Source organism: Gemmiger sp. (genome assembly GCF_057431175.1).
Map to the genome: position 1 here is coordinate 1 of NZ_DBMDDV010000014.1, position 15,053 is coordinate 15,053.

General features: G+C 59.9%; 13 protein-coding genes. 7 read left to right on the forward strand and 6 right to left on the reverse strand.

The features are described from left to right. From ACZO0A_RS06645 to deoC, 3 genes are all read left to right on the forward strand, one after another. Positions 1-1,101 (forward strand): HAD family hydrolase (locus ACZO0A_RS06645; RefSeq protein ID WP_486846171.1); only part of this gene is annotated, 1,101 nt, incomplete at its 5' end. Between the two features lie 66 nt (positions 1,102-1,167). Beyond that, on the forward strand, positions 1,168-2,043 hold the full coding sequence (locus ACZO0A_RS06650; protein ID WP_308133092.1) for a YitT family protein: 876 nt from the start codon (positions 1,168-1,170) through the stop codon (positions 2,041-2,043). A gap of 39 nt (positions 2,044-2,082) precedes the next feature. Further along, positions 2,083-2,763, forward strand: coding sequence for a deoxyribose-phosphate aldolase (gene deoC, locus ACZO0A_RS06655; protein ID WP_215692343.1), 681 nt, complete (start codon positions 2,083-2,085; stop codon positions 2,761-2,763). A gap of 333 nt (positions 2,764-3,096) precedes the next feature. Here the strand turns inward: deoC and ACZO0A_RS06660 are convergent, their stop codons facing one another. From ACZO0A_RS06660 to ACZO0A_RS06670, 3 genes are read right to left on the reverse strand one after another with little or no spacing between them, the layout of a single operon-like run. Beyond that, positions 3,097-5,178, reverse strand: a complete 2,082-nt coding sequence (locus ACZO0A_RS06660) for a CocE/NonD family hydrolase (RefSeq protein ID WP_302375750.1) — start codon at positions 5,176-5,178, stop codon at positions 3,097-3,099. A gap of 22 nt (positions 5,179-5,200) precedes the next feature. Beyond that, the gene (locus tag ACZO0A_RS06665; protein ID WP_291209379.1) at positions 5,201-6,370 is read right to left on the reverse strand and encodes a DUF819 family protein; all 1,170 of its coding nucleotides are present in this window, start codon (positions 6,368-6,370) and stop codon (positions 5,201-5,203) included. 35 nt (positions 6,371-6,405) lie between these two features. After that, positions 6,406-7,479, reverse strand: a complete 1,074-nt coding sequence (locus tag ACZO0A_RS06670) for a mandelate racemase/muconate lactonizing enzyme family protein (RefSeq protein WP_302375752.1) — start codon at positions 7,477-7,479, stop codon at positions 6,406-6,408. A gap of 252 nt (positions 7,480-7,731) precedes the next feature. Here ACZO0A_RS06670 and ACZO0A_RS06675 point away from each other — a divergent pair, with 252 nt between their 5' ends. Beyond that, a complete protein-coding gene (locus ACZO0A_RS06675) occupies positions 7,732-8,322 on the forward strand; it encodes a helix-turn-helix domain-containing protein (protein ID WP_291209378.1) in 591 nt (196 codons plus the stop codon). A 190-nt stretch (positions 8,323-8,512) separates the two neighbouring features. On the opposite strand, the gene ACZO0A_RS06680 is transcribed toward ACZO0A_RS06675, so the two are convergent. Genes ACZO0A_RS06680 through ACZO0A_RS06690 form a run of 3 tightly spaced genes read right to left on the reverse strand, consistent with a single transcriptional unit; the run spans position 8,513 to position 12,030 of the window. Further along, positions 8,513-10,789 (reverse strand): xanthine dehydrogenase family protein molybdopterin-binding subunit, encoded by a 2,277-nt coding sequence (locus tag ACZO0A_RS06680; RefSeq protein ID WP_302375754.1) that lies wholly within the window; start codon positions 10,787-10,789, stop codon positions 8,513-8,515. After that, complete coding sequence (locus ACZO0A_RS06685; RefSeq protein WP_302375756.1) at positions 10,786-11,256, reverse strand: (2Fe-2S)-binding protein; 471 nt, start codon at positions 11,254-11,256, stop codon at positions 10,786-10,788. The genes ACZO0A_RS06680 and ACZO0A_RS06685 overlap by 4 nt, the downstream gene beginning before the upstream one ends. 12 nt (positions 11,257-11,268) lie before the next feature. Further along, entirely contained in the window at positions 11,269-12,030 is a 762-nt protein-coding gene (locus ACZO0A_RS06690) for an FAD binding domain-containing protein (RefSeq protein WP_078784778.1), read from the reverse strand. A 146-nt stretch (positions 12,031-12,176) separates the two neighbouring features. Here ACZO0A_RS06690 and ACZO0A_RS06695 point away from each other — a divergent pair, with 146 nt between their 5' ends. Genes ACZO0A_RS06695 through ACZO0A_RS06705 form a run of 3 tightly spaced genes read left to right on the forward strand, consistent with a single transcriptional unit; the run spans position 12,177 to position 15,047 of the window. Next, positions 12,177-13,262: an ABC transporter substrate-binding protein gene (locus ACZO0A_RS06695; RefSeq protein ID WP_302375757.1), complete on the forward strand. Its 1,086-nt coding sequence runs from the start codon at positions 12,177-12,179 to the stop codon at positions 13,260-13,262. Then, on the forward strand, positions 13,255-14,238 hold the full coding sequence (locus ACZO0A_RS06700; RefSeq protein ID WP_278543806.1) for a FecCD family ABC transporter permease: 984 nt from the start codon (positions 13,255-13,257) through the stop codon (positions 14,236-14,238). Before ACZO0A_RS06695 ends, ACZO0A_RS06700 begins: the two co-directional genes overlap by 8 nt. After that, positions 14,235-15,047, forward strand: a complete 813-nt coding sequence (locus ACZO0A_RS06705) for an ABC transporter ATP-binding protein (protein ID WP_302375759.1) — start codon at positions 14,235-14,237, stop codon at positions 15,045-15,047. Before ACZO0A_RS06700 ends, ACZO0A_RS06705 begins: the two co-directional genes overlap by 4 nt. Positions 15,048-15,053 lie beyond the last annotated feature (6 nt).

Here is a 15,053-nt window from a genome sequence, read left to right on the forward strand (position 1 = left end):
AGCAGCCGGGAATGTATTGAGCAGGTCCTGACACAGTGCAAAATCCGGGAGTTGTTTGACTGTATCGTCAGCGGTCACGAATTTACCCACAGCAAGCCGGATCCTGAAATTTACCGTTTCACCATGGACAAGCTGAAACGCAGGCCGGAGGAGTGCCTGATCGTGGAGGACTCCACCTACGGTGTGCAGGCAGGTACGGCGGCGGGCGGCGTTGTGGCTGCCCTGCGTGACGAAAGATTCCCGTTTGACCAGCGTGCGGCGCAGCTGCATATCGACAGCCTTGCCGAGCTGCCTGCGCTGGCGGCGTGCGGCGGAAAAAGGATACGCGCAGCCTTCTTTGATGTGGACGGCACCCTGATTACCGTGGGCGGGCATCGGATGCCGCCCAGTGTAGCCCCGGCACTGCAGGCTTTACAGCGCAGCGGCGTGCAGGTATTTCTGTGTACCGGCCGCCATGCGTTGGAAATCGCGGAAGAAAACATGCTGCCCGGGATCACGGTTGACGGTGCTGTTTATATGAACGGCCAGCTCTGTGAGCTGCAGGGTCAGATCGTGCGGGAAACACCCATTCCCGCCGGGGATTTGTCGGCATTGAAGCAGTTTTTGCAGAAAAAGAACTGCAGCTGCATCTTTCTTGAAAAAGACAGGATGTACGCCAACTGTGTGGATTCCCGCATGGAGGTCGAGCAGGCAAAAATCGGCACCGCCGTGCCGGCTGTGCGTGACATCTCCGATTTGGAAAACCGCCGCATATATCAGGTCATCCCCTTCGTGAACGAGGAGGAGGAAGAAGAACTGCTGCGGCAGATGCCCCATTGCCGGACAAAGCGCTGGGGGGATGCTGTGGTGGATCTGATGAGCCGAACCGGCGGCAAGGAAAACGGCATCCGTGCCCTGTGTGCGGCAATCGGTATCACACCGGAGGAAACCATTGCCTTTGGAGATGCCGAAAACGATTTGGAAATGCTGCAGCTAGCCGGTATCGGCGTGGCAATGGGCAATGCCCTGCCGCAGGTGCGCGCCTGTGCCGATATGGTCACAGACACCGTGGAAAATGACGGCATCGCCCATGCACTCCGAAAATTAAAACTGATTGGATAAATGCAAAACGAGGAGCGCTTTCCCGCAAGAGAAGCTCCTCGTTTTCCAAAAAAGGGGCAGTGTTCTATGATGAAAGAAAAAGCGCAGACCCTTGTAACGGATCAGCTGTATAATCTGGTCGCAGGGTTTCTGTATGCCCTGAGCATCTGCTATTTTGCCAAGGGCGCCGACTTTGCACCCGGCGGGCTGTCGGGTCTGGCCTTGTTGGGCAACTATCTGTGGGGGTTCCCCATCGGCATCACAACGCTGGTGCTGAATGTGCCCCTGGTTCTGCTTGGTTTCCGCTTTGTGGGACGCGCCTTTCTGGGAAAAACGGTCATCAGTATGCTGTGGTGTACCTTTTTTCAGGATGTTGTCTTTGCAGACCAGCCCGGCTACGGCGGCGATCCGCTGCTGGCGGCACTGTTTGCGGGTATCACATGGGGCGGCGCGTTGGCGCTTTTGTATATGCGGGGATCGTCCAGCGGCGGCACCGATTTTTTGACGATGTCGATCAAGGTGCTGCGCCCGCATCTGTCGGTCGGTGTTGTGACCGGTGCGATAGACCTTGTGGTCATCCTGTTGGGGTGGCCTGTGTTTGGTTCTGTCGATGCCGTTTTGTACGGTCTTGTCACAACGGCGGTCACATCGCTGGTTATCGATAAAATCATGTACGGCAGCAATGCCGGCAAAATGCTGACGATCATCACTACCAAGGGGCAGGAAATTGCGGACGAAATTTCCCGCCAATGTGAGCGCGGCTCAACGATGGTCAAAGCGGTGGGCACATACACCGGCACGGAGCGGCAGATGCTGCTCTGCGTCTGTGCCAGACCGCAGGTGTACCGCATCCGGGTGGCGGCTTACCGCATTGACCCCGGCTGTATGGTCATGGTGACAGAAACCGGCGAGGTCTACGGCGAAGGCTTCATCGACCCCGGCAAGACAGCATCGTTTTTGTAAAGGCTGCTGCCGCACACGAAAAGAAAGGAAAGATTTGTTATGAATCCTATTACGCCTGCCGAACTGGCAGCTTATTTTGACCACACCCAGCTGCGCGCTTATGCGCAGCGCAAGGATTTTGAAAAGCTCTGTGCAGAGGCTCGTGAGTACGGCTTTGCCATGGTGGCCATCAACCCGGCTCCGGTTTCTCTGTGCAAGGAACTGTTGGCGGGAACATCGGTCCATGTAGGGGCAGCGATTGGTTTCCCCTTGGGGCAGAGTACGCCCCAGGTCAAGAAATATGAAGCCGTAGATGCGATCGCCAATGGCGCGGATGAAATAGATTATGTCATCAACATTACGCAGCTGAAAGAGAAAAACTACGATTTCATTGAGCATGAGATGGCCGGCATTGTAGAAGAATGCCGCCGTGCAGGGGCGATCTCGAAGGTGATCTTTGAGAACTGCTACCTGACCGAGGAGGAAAAGCGTGCACTGTGTTCCATCGCGCGGGAGGTCCGCCCGGATTTCATAAAGACGTCTACGGGCTTTGGCACCGGCGGCGCAACCTTTGAGGATGTGGCGCTGATGAAAAAATGCGTCGGCGATGAGGTAAAGATCAAGGCGGCCGGCGGCATCCGCACTTTGGATACCGCTTTGCGTATGATCGAGCTTGGCGTATCCCGCATCGGCTCCACAGCCAGCGTCAGCATTGTAGAAGAACTGAAACACCGGTTATAAAAAGCGCCGGGGATGATCGGAACGGTCTGAACTGCAGAAAGCAAATAAGCACCACTAAGTTTAACTTGGTGGTGCTTATTGTTTTATTGGCTTTCTTTTTTGGTTTTATAACATTCTGTAATGTGATCCGGCAGCGTCATATTTTTCAGGTGATACCGCGTAAGTACTTTGCAGCAATCGTCAAGGCCTGGAACAGCCGGTTTCCCAGCTGAAACAGGAACATTTCTAACTCCCAGAACCAGAAAAGCCCCGGCCTTTTCTGGCCGAGGCTTGATGGTTGCGGAGCAGAATGTGATCTGTTCGCTTCCGCTGACAGGGAGGGCAATCCATAGCTTAGGGTTCCACCCGCACCGTCAGGCGGGAGGCGTGCAATCCACCGTGGTATACCCGGTTATGGGCCACCACGGTCCGGGCGGAAGCAAAACCTTCCCGGGTGTTGCTGTTGGGGAAGATGAAATTCTTGGCGCTAGAGGTGACGGTCACCCGGATGCGGTGGCCTTTCCGGAAGCAATTGGACAACTTGGTGGTGCGGATCTTCAGGCAGACGATCTCACCTTCCTGCAAAAACTCCGACCGGGCAAAGCCATTACGGTATCGGGCGCTGAGCAGGCCATCCGCCAGTTTGATGGACCGGCCGTTCTCATCCACGTCGGTAACACGCACCACAAAGTCGGTATCCGGCGCGTCAGAAGAAATATACAACTCCGCCGTCATATCACCGGTCAGAACCAGATTTTCCTTCAGCACAGGGGAGGTGTAGCACAGCAGGTCCTGACGCAGTTCCTCCCGGGTGTAGTCCTCTGGCACTTCGATCTCGTTCTCCGACATATCGATGATGTGCTGGGACGGATTTTCGGGGTCATAGGCGTAACCGTCGCAGTTCTCCCGCTCCGGCTTGGCAAAAGTCAGCCGCCCGTCCCCGGCAGAGGTGTTGGCATGGCCGTCACTATCCAGATACAGGTGGGTGACCCGGGTCTCGGGCACTGGCCAGTTTTCGGCGGTCTTCCATACCTCCTGGCCCAGGGTGTAGTATTCTACCGGGGCAGTCTGGTCGATGCCGTTGTCCACTTCCTTGAGGTGATGCTCAAACCATCGGAAATACAGCCAGTCCAGATCAAAGCGCAGCGCCTGGCTGCCGAAGGATACCCCGTGCATGTCGTACTTACTATTGCCGCTGTGCTGCCAGGGTCCCAGAATGACCTTGCGCATGCCCCGAGGGAAGTCATGGACCAGTTCCAGGGCTTCGGTGGTACCCATGCCGTTGTCGTCAAACCAGCCGGACTGAATCAGCGCCGGGATCTGCGCCCCGACGGAGCGTTCCTGCCAGTTGGACATACGCCAGAAATCGTTGTAGTCACTGGGTTCCAGCCACCGTGTGATGAAGGGCACATCGTACCCCAGAGCCTTTTTCGGCAGGTCGGTCAGGGGGCGGATGTTCAGCACTTTCTCCCAGTCATCGCGTTCCATCAGCTCAGGGTGGAAGGTTTTCTGAGACACCGCAAAGGCCCAGGCCAGCATGCCCGAGGTGAAAGACCCACCCCGGCGGGGCAGATCCACAAAGGAACTGCCTGCGCAGACTACGCTGATCAGAGCTTTCAGGTGGGGGTTGCCGCTGGCAGCGGCCGCCCACTGTACATAACCCAGGTAGGACCCGCCCACCATACCGATGCGTCCGCTGCACCATGGCTGGGCGGCAATCCAGTTCAGAGTATCGTCGCCGTCCTCCACCTCGTGGTAGTTGGGCAGCCATTCGCCTTCACTGGCGTTTCGGCCGCGCACATCCTGTACTACCACCGCGTAGCCGCGCTGGACGTAACGGTAGTATACCTCACAGCCGTCCTCTTTGCCGTAGGGGGTGCGTACCAGCACTGCGGGCACCGGGGTACTGCAGTTTTTAGGCAGGTATACGTCGGTGGAAAGATGTACCCCGTCCCGCATGGGCACTGGGAAGGTCTGCGCATGTTCTACCGGGAACAACTGTTCCTCCGGCCAGGTCGAGCGCCACAGGCGCAGGATGGTCTCCTCCTCGGCACCGGGTTCCACCAGCACCGTGACCATCTCCCGGGCAGGGCAGGTGACGGCGATCAGCCGCCCTTCTTTTATCTGTTTGTTGTTGGGGAATTTTACATCCCGCTGCAGGTAGCTGCAGCCGTCTTCGCTGGTGTAGCGCTCACCGCACAGGGAAACTTCCCCGGTGCCATGCAGCCCCGACTCGTAATGGGACAGGTTCTGCCCCAGGGCGGCAAAGTCTATCTTCACAAAGAAACGGTAAAAATCCCGGTCCTGTTCAGTCAGGTCCTGCCAGTCCAGCAGCACGCCGGTATGCACGTCCAGTTTCTGGATCTGGGGTGTGCCGTCGCCCAGCCGCAGTCTGCCGTACAGGATGCCTGAAACATATAAGTCAAAATTACGCATTTCCGTTTCTCCCGTTTTCCGTTTAGGCGCCGATGAAAGCACGGATGGCATAGGCTACACCGATGCCCACATAGTTGCCCAGGGCACCGGCCAGTACGCCCATGAGCAAGCCGATGTTGATAAGGATCTTCCACTGGGCGCTGGAGGCGATGAGGGCGGCGGTGGGGCCATCTGAGATACAGCCCACGATGGACAGCAGCACATACTCAAAACGGACTTTCAGCAGCCGGGTGATGAGCAGGTGCAGCAGAATGGAACAGGCGATGACACAGAAGCAGAACAGGGTGATGTAGAAGGTAGATCCGAAGAACTGCTTCAGGTCCACCGCAAAGCCGATGGTCACCAGGAACAGCACCGCTATGAAAAGGCCCAGGTCAAAGTTGCCGCGCAGCTTGCGGACGGCCGGCACCTGTGCCAGGATGATGGAGAAGGTGGTGATGAGCAGGATGCGGCCTGCACTGCGGAACCCTTCTCCGAATACCATCGAGGAGATGCTGGTGGCAGCCCACACGGTGCCAAAGCCGATGGCCAGCAACCAGGCGATTTCCTGGATGGACCATTCCTTGGAGGTCATCAGTTCCTCGTGGTTGCCATCCCCCAGCAGCTCCGACTCGCTCATATCATAGGGCCACAGCTTTTTCAGCCATTTGGAACTCTTGTACAGGGCGGGGGTAGCAAACATCAGGATCAGCGTGGGGATGCCCACCACATAGTCGGCGGCATTGGCCGAGGCGATGGTGTTCTTGCTGGCATCCAGGCCTACAGCGATGGCGGTCAGGTTGGAACTGCCGCCGGTGTAGGTGCCCACGAACATACCGGCCACCTTCCAGCCCTCGTCGATTTTGTTGGCGAACAGTACGCCGAACACCAAAGCTGCCACGCAGACGCTGAATATGGCCGAGGCCAACGCAATGATCGGTTCCTTGGATAATTTGCGCATCTGTTTCAGGTCCAGGCTCAGCAGGCAGATGGAAACGGACAACGGCACACAGTAGCCGCTGATGGCATCATAGGTAGGGCTGGAGGTAGGCACGATCCGCAGGTTGGACATCACGATGCCCATGACGATAACCGTCAGGGCCGGACCCAGTGTTTTGAACACCTTGAACCGCTGCAGCCAGAATCCCAGTGCAACCGTGGCGACCATAATGAACAGGAGCGCGCCTTCGGAGGAAAAAATCGTATTCGCCATAATATACCTTTCTATACCTCTCTGCGGGGTCCCGCTTAAAAATCAATATCGATGCCAAGGCCCGGTTTGTCGGACAGGGTGTAGACGCCGCCATTCACGGCAAAACCGCCGGGCATACCCATCTCGGGGTCCACGGCGTACATAAAGCTGTCGCAGTCCGCCTCGGTGATGTTCTGCTTGGCGGCAACCAGACTCACACCGGCAGCAATGGCCACCTTGGTCTCCAGCATGCAGCCCACCATGCACTGTACATGGTTTGCCTCGGCAATGGCGTTGATCTTTTCCGCCGGGTACAGGCCGCCGCACTTCATCAGTTTGATGTTGATAATGTCTGCAGCATCGATCTTGCAGGCCTTTGCTGCGTCGATGGGGGTGTGGACCGACTCATCCAGCATGACCTGCAAGTCCACCTTGGAACGCACAAAGCGCATACCGTCCAGATCCCAGCTGGGCAGGCACTGTTCCACCGCTTCCACGCCCACCTCTTCAAAGGCTTTCAGGGTGCGCACCGCATCGCTGACAGTGTAACCCTGGTTGGCGTCCACACGCAGGCGGATGTTGGGGCCCACCGCCTGACGGATCAGGGTCAATGCCTGGATATCCTCGATCGGGTTGATGCCGGCCTTGATTTTCAGAATGGTGAAGCCATCCTTTTCCACCCGTTCCCGGGCTTCGGCGGCCATGGCTTCCGGTGTGTCAATGCCCACCGTCATGTCCGTGATGATCTGGTTCACGCTGCCGCCCAGCACCTTGTACAGAGGCTGACCCATCAGTTTGCCCTTGATATCGTACAGGGCAATATCCACCGCAGCCTTTGCCGAGGTGTTGCCTGACAGCAGGCGGTCCATCATCCTGTGGATGCCCTCAACGTCCAGCGGATCCATGCCGATCAATCCGGTGCGGAACAGTTTCAGCGCTTCCAAAACGGTGGCTGCGCTCTCGCCGGTCACCGGTTCAAAGGGCGCGGCCTCACCGATGCCCCACAGACCTTCGTCGGTGGAGATCTTCACCAGCACATTCAGCGAATGATCCTGTACCGCAAAAGCAATACGGAAGGGCTTTTTCATGGGGATACGGATGGTTTCTACCTTTACATCTGTGATTTTCATGGGGTTCCTCCTGCACAATAATTTTTATAAAATTTACAATTTTTTTATAAATTTTACTATTTCTAAAATTTTTGTCAAGAGCTTTTCTGCTTTTTTCACATTTTTCAGAGCACTTTATGGGATAAGCAAGAAATTATCTGATTTTCTTTGTAAAAAATTTTATAAATATCGAATATTTTCTTGCTTATTTACGTACAGGGCATTTTGTGATATACTGTAAATAAATCTTTTTACGAAAAAGCGGGAGGTCTTATGCTGGGCGAACAGGTTCGAAATATCCGGAAAAAGCGGGGAATCACCCTCAAGGAACTGGCCGAAAAGACTGGTTTGTCCATCGGGTATATCTCCCAAATCGAGCGCAATCTCACCGACCCGTCCCTGTCCACCCTGCGCAAACTCAGCGCCGCTCTGGACATCCCCACCTATCTGTTTATGGGAGGTGAGAGCAGCACTGGCCTGACAACCCGTCAGGCGGATATGATGATCCTCTCCCAGCCCAATTCCAATATACGGTATCATCTGCTTACGCCCATGCCCAACGGAGATTTTGTACCTCAGTCGTTGGTCATACGCTTTGAGCTGGAACCCCACTGCAAAGACGGCGACCTGCCGGTGATCCATCCCAGTGAGGAAATCCTGCTGCTGGAACAGGGGCAGCTGGATGTACTGGTGGAGTCCGAGACTACCCGCCTGAACGCCGGAGACACCACTGTGGTGCAGTCCAACCTGCCCCACATCGTTTCCAACCCCGGGGATACCACAGCGGTGGGGCTGGCTGTGTTCACCCCTGCCATTTGGTTCCCCAACAACCGGCGCAGTTTTAACCGCGGTGGTGAAACCTGAATCTTCACACCGGCTTGGCGCAGCAGCGCGTTTTCCGGGAAGGTTTTTCACAGACAAACGGGCACGGGCGAGCAATGCTCGCCCCTACAAGAGTTTTTTTGCAGCCTGAAAAAAAAATTGCAAGCCGACGATCTGCCGGCTTGCAATTTTTTTATCCCCGCAGAGGGGCTTTTTCGCCGTTCCCTGCCCTTTACTGCCCGGCCAGCGCGATCTGCTCGCGGGTGATGGGCAGCTCATAGAACCGCTTGTGGGTGGCGTGGTAGATCGCATCGGCCACGGCGGGCAGCGGGGTGTTGATGACCACCTCGCCGATGCTCTTGGCACCGAAGGGGCCGGTGCCCTCGTAGCTGCTCTCAAATACGACATGGATATGCCCGATGTCGTTGCGCGCCGGGATCTTGTACTGCATCAGCGAGTTTTCCTGCGGCATGCCGCGGTCATCGTAGGTGACATTCTCGGTCAGCGCCATACCGATGCCCTGCAGGATGCCGCCCTCGGCCTGCACCCGCGCAAGGTTCGGGTTGACCGGTGTGCCGCAGTCAACGGCCGCCTCATAGCGGATGACCTGCGCCTCACCGGTCTCCAGATCGACCTCGACCTCGGCCGCGCCCACCATGAACGGCGGGGGCGAGATCTCCGAGCTGTGGGTCACAACTGCCTCCAGCGCCGTATTGCTGCCGCACTGGGAGGCTGCGGCGATCTGCGCCAGCGTGGCGCGCTGCGTGCCGTCCTCGCTTGTCACAGCATCGCCCGCAAAGACGACCGCGCGCTCGTCAAGGCCCAGCAGCCCCGCACCGACCTGACAGATCTTCTGCTTGAGCTGCTCGGCGCACTGCTCAACCGCCTTGCCGGTGACATAGGTCGTGCTGGATGCGTAGGAGCCGGAATCGTAGGGCGAGGAATCGGTGTCCGCGCCGAGGACCGTCACATTGTCGAGCGGGCACTCCAACACCTCGGCGGCGATCTGCGCCAGAATCGTGTCGCAGCCGGTGCCCATGTCGGCCGCACCGATCGAGAGGGTATAGAACCCGTCATCGTTGATCTTCAGGCTGGCGCTGCCCACATCCACACTCGTGATGCCGGAACCCTGCATCGCCATGCCCATGCCCACGGCGCGCACCTTGCCGTTACCCATGTCGCGCACGGGGTATTTTTCGTCCCAGCCGATGTTGTCATGCACGGCCTGCAGGCAGCGGTCCAGCGCGCAGCTGGTGTTGACCTGCCCGTAGTAGGCGGGCATCACATCGCCCTCATGGACGATGTTGCGCTGGCGGATCACAAACGGGTCGATGCCCAGCTTGTCGGCCAGCTCATTGACGGCGGACTCCACCGCAAACAGGCCCTGAGTCGCACCGTAGCCGCGGTAAGCGCCCGCGGACATGTGGTTCGTGTAGACGACATCGCTGACAAAGCGGAATGCCTCGGCCTTGCCGTAGAGCGGGATGGATTTGTGGCCGGACAGGCCCACCGTTGTAGGCCCATGCTCGCCATAAGCACCGGTGTTGGACAGGGTGTAGAGGTCGATGCCCCTGACGATGCCGTCCTTTGTCGCACCAAGGCGGACATGCAGCTCCATCTCATGGCGCGGGGTGGAGGCGATCTGGCTCTCGTACCGGCTGAAGATGATCTTGCTGGGCTTTTTGGTTTTCCATGTCACAAAGGCGGGGTAGACCTCGCAGACCGAGGTCTGCTTGGCGCCGAAGCCGCCGCCGATGCGGGGCTTGGCCACCCGGATCATCGACTTGGGGATGTGCAGCGCATTGGCCAGGATCCGGCGGCAGTGGAAAACGATCTGGGTCGAGCTGAGGACATTCAGCCGCCCGTAGGCATCTATGCTGCAGTAGGTGCGGAAGGTCTCCATCATGGCCTGCTGGCAGGCGCGGGTGTGGTATGTATGGTCGATGACGACATCGCACCCCGCCAGCACCGCCTCAATATCGCCCGCCCCGCTCTCATCGTGGGCGCAGAGGTTGCGCTTGTTGTCGGCCCCGACCGGTGCCAGCGACTCCCAGTTTTCCTCCGGGTGGACAAGGATGGGGTTGTCCAGCGCCGTGTGGTAGTCCAGCACGGCGGGCAGGACCTCATACCGGACCTTGATGAGCTTCATCGCCTTATCGACGCATTTTTCATCCTTGCCGGCCAAAATTGCGACAACATCCCCCGCAAAGCGGACATGGCGGTCGATGACAAGCCGGTCATAGGGGCTCGGCTCGGGGTAGGTCTGGCCCGCCTGAGTGTAGCGGCGGCCCTGCTGGTCCACATCCTTCCATGTGTAGATCGCCTCGATGCCCGGCACCAGCAGGGCACGGCTCGTGTCGATCTCCTGCACGATAGCGTTGGCATGGGGGGAGCGCAGCAGCTTTACGATCAGGCAGTCCTGCGGGATGACATCATCCATGTAGACGGGCTGGCCGGTCACAAGCTGCATGGCGTCCTTTTTGCGCATGGATTGGTTCACGGTTTTCATTGGGCAGCCTCCTTCCCCTTTTTCCACGCTAAAAAGTTCAAAATGCCCCGCAGCTGGCCCTCATAGCCGGAGCAGCGGCAGAGGTTGCCGGCCAGATACTCCTTGATTTCATCCTCGCCGGGGTCGGGGTTTTCCCGGAAAAGCGCCAGCGCGTTCATAATAAAGCCCGGGTTGCAGAAGCCGCACTGCTCCGCACCCTGATCGGCGATAAAGGTGCCGAACTCGGCAGCCTCCTCCTGCAGCCCCTCCAGCGTGGTGACGCTGCGGCCGTTGACCCGCGCCGCCAGCACCGAGCAGGACAGCACCGGCTTTTCATCGAGAAAGACCGTGCAAAGGCCGCAGTTGGCGGTCTCGCAGCCGCGCTTGACGCTCTTGCATCCGAGGCTGCGCACAAGGTCCAGCAGCACGGTGTCAGCCGCGATTTCGGCGGTGACTTTTTTATGATTTAAGGTAAATGTGATCTGCATGGTATACCTCCGTCAATTTTCCAACGCGGCCACGGCACGCCGGACCAGCACGCCGGTCAGGTGGGTGCGGTACTCGGCACTGCCGCGCAGGTTGCTGCCGGTCTTGACGGCTGCCTGCACGGCGGCGGGCATCTGCGCCGGGTCGCAGTCCGGCGTGACAAGCACGGCCTTCATCGGGCGCGCGCCGATGGCAAAGCGGTACTGCCCCTGCGCCGTGCGGGCGGCCGCACAGGTCAGGATCGGGAAATCGGTCTGGGTCGCGCGCACCGACTGGTACTGCACCTTCAGCCCCGGCGTCTTGCGCAGGCAGATGTGGGTCAGAATATCGCGGTCATAGGGCATCGCGGCAAACTGCGCCAGCGGCATCCGACCCGCCCTGTACAGCTCGACCTCACAGTCCAGCGCCAAAAACAGCGTCAGCACATCGGAAAAGCCGAACCGGCCATAGATGCTGCCGCCCACCGTGGCGCAGTTGCGGAACTGCACGCCGACAATGTGGCGCACAGCCTCCCGCACAGCCCCCGCGGTGTAGGCATTCAGGGCGGCGTTCGTTTCCAGATCGCGCAGCGTTGCCATAGCGCCGATGATGATCTCGGTGTCAGTCTCCTCGATCGTATCCAGCCCCAAGGCCGACAGGTCGATGGCCGTGCCGACATTGATCTTTTCCATCTTGAGCCAGAGCATACCGCCCAGCACGCGGTTGGGCTTTTTCTGGTTCAGCTGCCATGCCTCCTCCAGCGTGGCGGGGCGGGCATATTCGCGTATCGTCATCATGGGTCAATCTCCGTTTTTTCTGTTTTGGGCGAAAAAATCACACTTTTCGTGGATAGGTACTTTTATTCTACCATAAAATCTGGTATAATACCGTTGTTGTTTTAAAAATACAACGATATTTTTTATTGTATGAGGGAAAAAGATCCATGAAAATGACCAAAATGACCGCCCTGCTGCTGGCCACCGCCATGGCGCTGACCGCCTGCGGCAGCACCGCCGCCGTAAGCAGCGAGGCCGCCGCCTCCGCCGCTGCACCCGAGGTCACCGCCAGCCCCGAGGAGGCTGCCGCTGCACCCGCCGCCGAGACCGCCGTCACCTACCCGCTGACCGTCACCGACCAGCTGGGCCGCGAGGTCACCATCGAGACCGAGCCCAAGACGCTGGCCAGCGGCTACTACATCTCCACCAGCCTGCTCATCGCCCTCGGCGTGCAGGACGAGCTGGTCGGCGTCGAGGCCAAGGCCGACAAGCGCACGATCTACAGCCTCTCCGCACCCGAGCTGCAGAGCCTGCCCAGCATCGGCACCGCCAAGGAGTTTGACCTTGAGGGCTGCGCCGCGCTGACCCCCGACCTTGTCATCGTGCCCGCCAAGCTGAAGGATTCCATCCCCCAGATGGAGGAACTGGGCCTGACCGTGCTGGCCGTCAAGCCGGAGGATCAGGACAAGCTCTACGGCGCCATCGACCTACTGGCTCAGGCCACCAACACCGTTGCCCGCGGTGAGGAGCTGAAGTCCGCGATCGAGGACAACCTGCTCAGCCTGCACGAGGCCATCGGCGATGCCGAGGCCCCCACCGTCTACATGGCCGGCAACAGCTCTGTGCTGCAGACCGCCGGCCCCGCCATGTACCAGAACTATATGATCGAGAACGCCGGCGGTCTCAACGCTGCCGCCAGTGTTGAGGACACCTACTGGGCCGAGGTCTCCTATGAGCAGGTGCTGGACTGGGACCCCGACTACATCATTCTGGCGTCCGATGCCGACTATGATGTCGATTCCGTCCTGAACGATGCCGCACTGGCCGACTGCACCGCCGTCAAGGAGGGCCATGTCTACCAGCTGCCCCACGCCATCGAGGCTGTGGACTCCCCCGTGCCCGGCAGCTTTCTGGGCAGCGTCTATCTGGGCAGCGTGCTGCATCCCGAGCAGGTGAGCGAGCAGTTCTACCACGACTGCGCCGATGCATTCTACACGACCTACTACGGCTTCACCCCTGCCTCCTATGAATAACCGCAAGCGCACGGCGCTGTGCCTTCTGGGCGCAGCGCTCTGCGTTTTTATGACTTTTGGTGCGGCCCTTGCGCTGGGCCGCTACCCCATAACACCGGCGGCGCTGCTGGCCGGCGATGCCATGGCAGTGCGCACCTTCACCGTGCTGCGGCTGCCCCGCGCCGTTATGGCGCTGATCGGCGGCTTTGGGCTGGGGGCGGCCGGCTTTGTCTACCAGACCGTATTCCGCAACCCGCTGGCAAGCCCCGACATCATCGGCGTCTCCTCGGGGGCCAGTGTCGGCGCGGCATTCGCCATCCTGTTCGTTTCGTCAGGGGCGCTGTCCACCACGGTCTGTGCCTTTGCGGGCGGGCTGGCGGCGGTGTTCCTCTCGCTGGGGCTGGCCGCTGCCGCGCCGGGGCGCAGCAAAATGTCGCTGGTGCTGGCGGGCATCGCCGTCCACGCGCTGGCCCAGACGCTGCTGATGCTGCTCAAGCTGACCGCCGACCCCGAGAAGGAGCTGGCCAGCATCGAGTATTGGATCATGGGCAGTCTGGCCGCCGTGACCCGCAGCCGGGTGTGGTTCCCGGTGCCGGTCGTGCTGGTCTGCTGCGCGGCGATCTTTGCGCTGCACCGGCAGGCGCTGCTGCTCTCGATCGAGGAGGGCGAGGCCCGGCTGCTCGGCGTGCGGGTGGGCGCGATGCGCCTGCTGCTGCTGACACTTGCCACCATGACGGTCGCTGCCGTTGTCAGCGTGACAGGGCTTATCAGCTTTGTCGGGCTGCTGGCCCCCCACAGCGCCCGGTTGCTGGCGGGGCACAACCGGCGCTCGGCCTGCCTGCTGAGCGGGCTGCTGGGCAGCGCCCTGCTGCTGGCAGCCGACACGCTGGCCAAGACGGCAGCCTCCACCGAGCTGCCGGTCAGTATCTTTACCTCGCTGCTGGGCGTACCGTTTCTGCTTTATCTGATCCTGCGGCCGGGGAGGGATGCGTCATGATGCCACAAACCACGCCCCCGCCCGTGGGGCTTTGCGTGCAGGACCTCACCGTACGGTACGGCACAGCGGCCGTGCTGCAAGGGGTCAGCTTTTCTGTCCCGGTGTCCGGGCAGCTGATCGGGCTGCTGGGGGTAAACGGCAGCGGCAAGACCACGCTGCTCAAGGCGGCCGCCGGGCTGCTGCCCCACACCGGGCAGTGCCTTCTGGACGGCGTCCCGCTGGAGAGTCTGTCCACCCGCAGGCTTGCGCAGACCGTCAGCTATATCCCGCAGCAGAGCGGCATCTCGGTCTCGCTCTCGGCGCGGGAGGTCGTGCTTATGGGCTTCAACCCGCGGCTGGGGGTCCTGCAAAGCCCCACCGCCGCCATGCGCGCCGCTGCGGACGAGGCCCTGCGCACCGTAGGTCTGGCCGACAAGGCCGGGCAGGACTACCTGACGCTGAGCGGCGGCGAGAAGCAGCTCTGTATTCTGGCGCGTACGATTGCCGAGGATGCGCCGCTGCTTTTGCTGGACGAGCCGGACAGTGCGCTTGACCTTGCGAACCGCCGCCGGATGACCGCGCTGCTGGCGCAGCTGGTCCACACCGGCGGCAAGACCGCGCTGGTCTGCCTGCACGACCCCGCGCTGGCGCTGGACAGCTGTGATATACTGGTGGTATTGCAGGGCGGCGGGGTCGCGGCGGTGCTGCACCCCAGAACCGACCCGCCTGCCGTGCTGCAGGCAGCCCTTGCCGCCGTGTACGGCCCGCTGGAGCTGCTGCCCGTTACCGACTGCCGGGGCCGACGCCGTCTGGCCCTGCTGCCGCTGTGAGGTGAT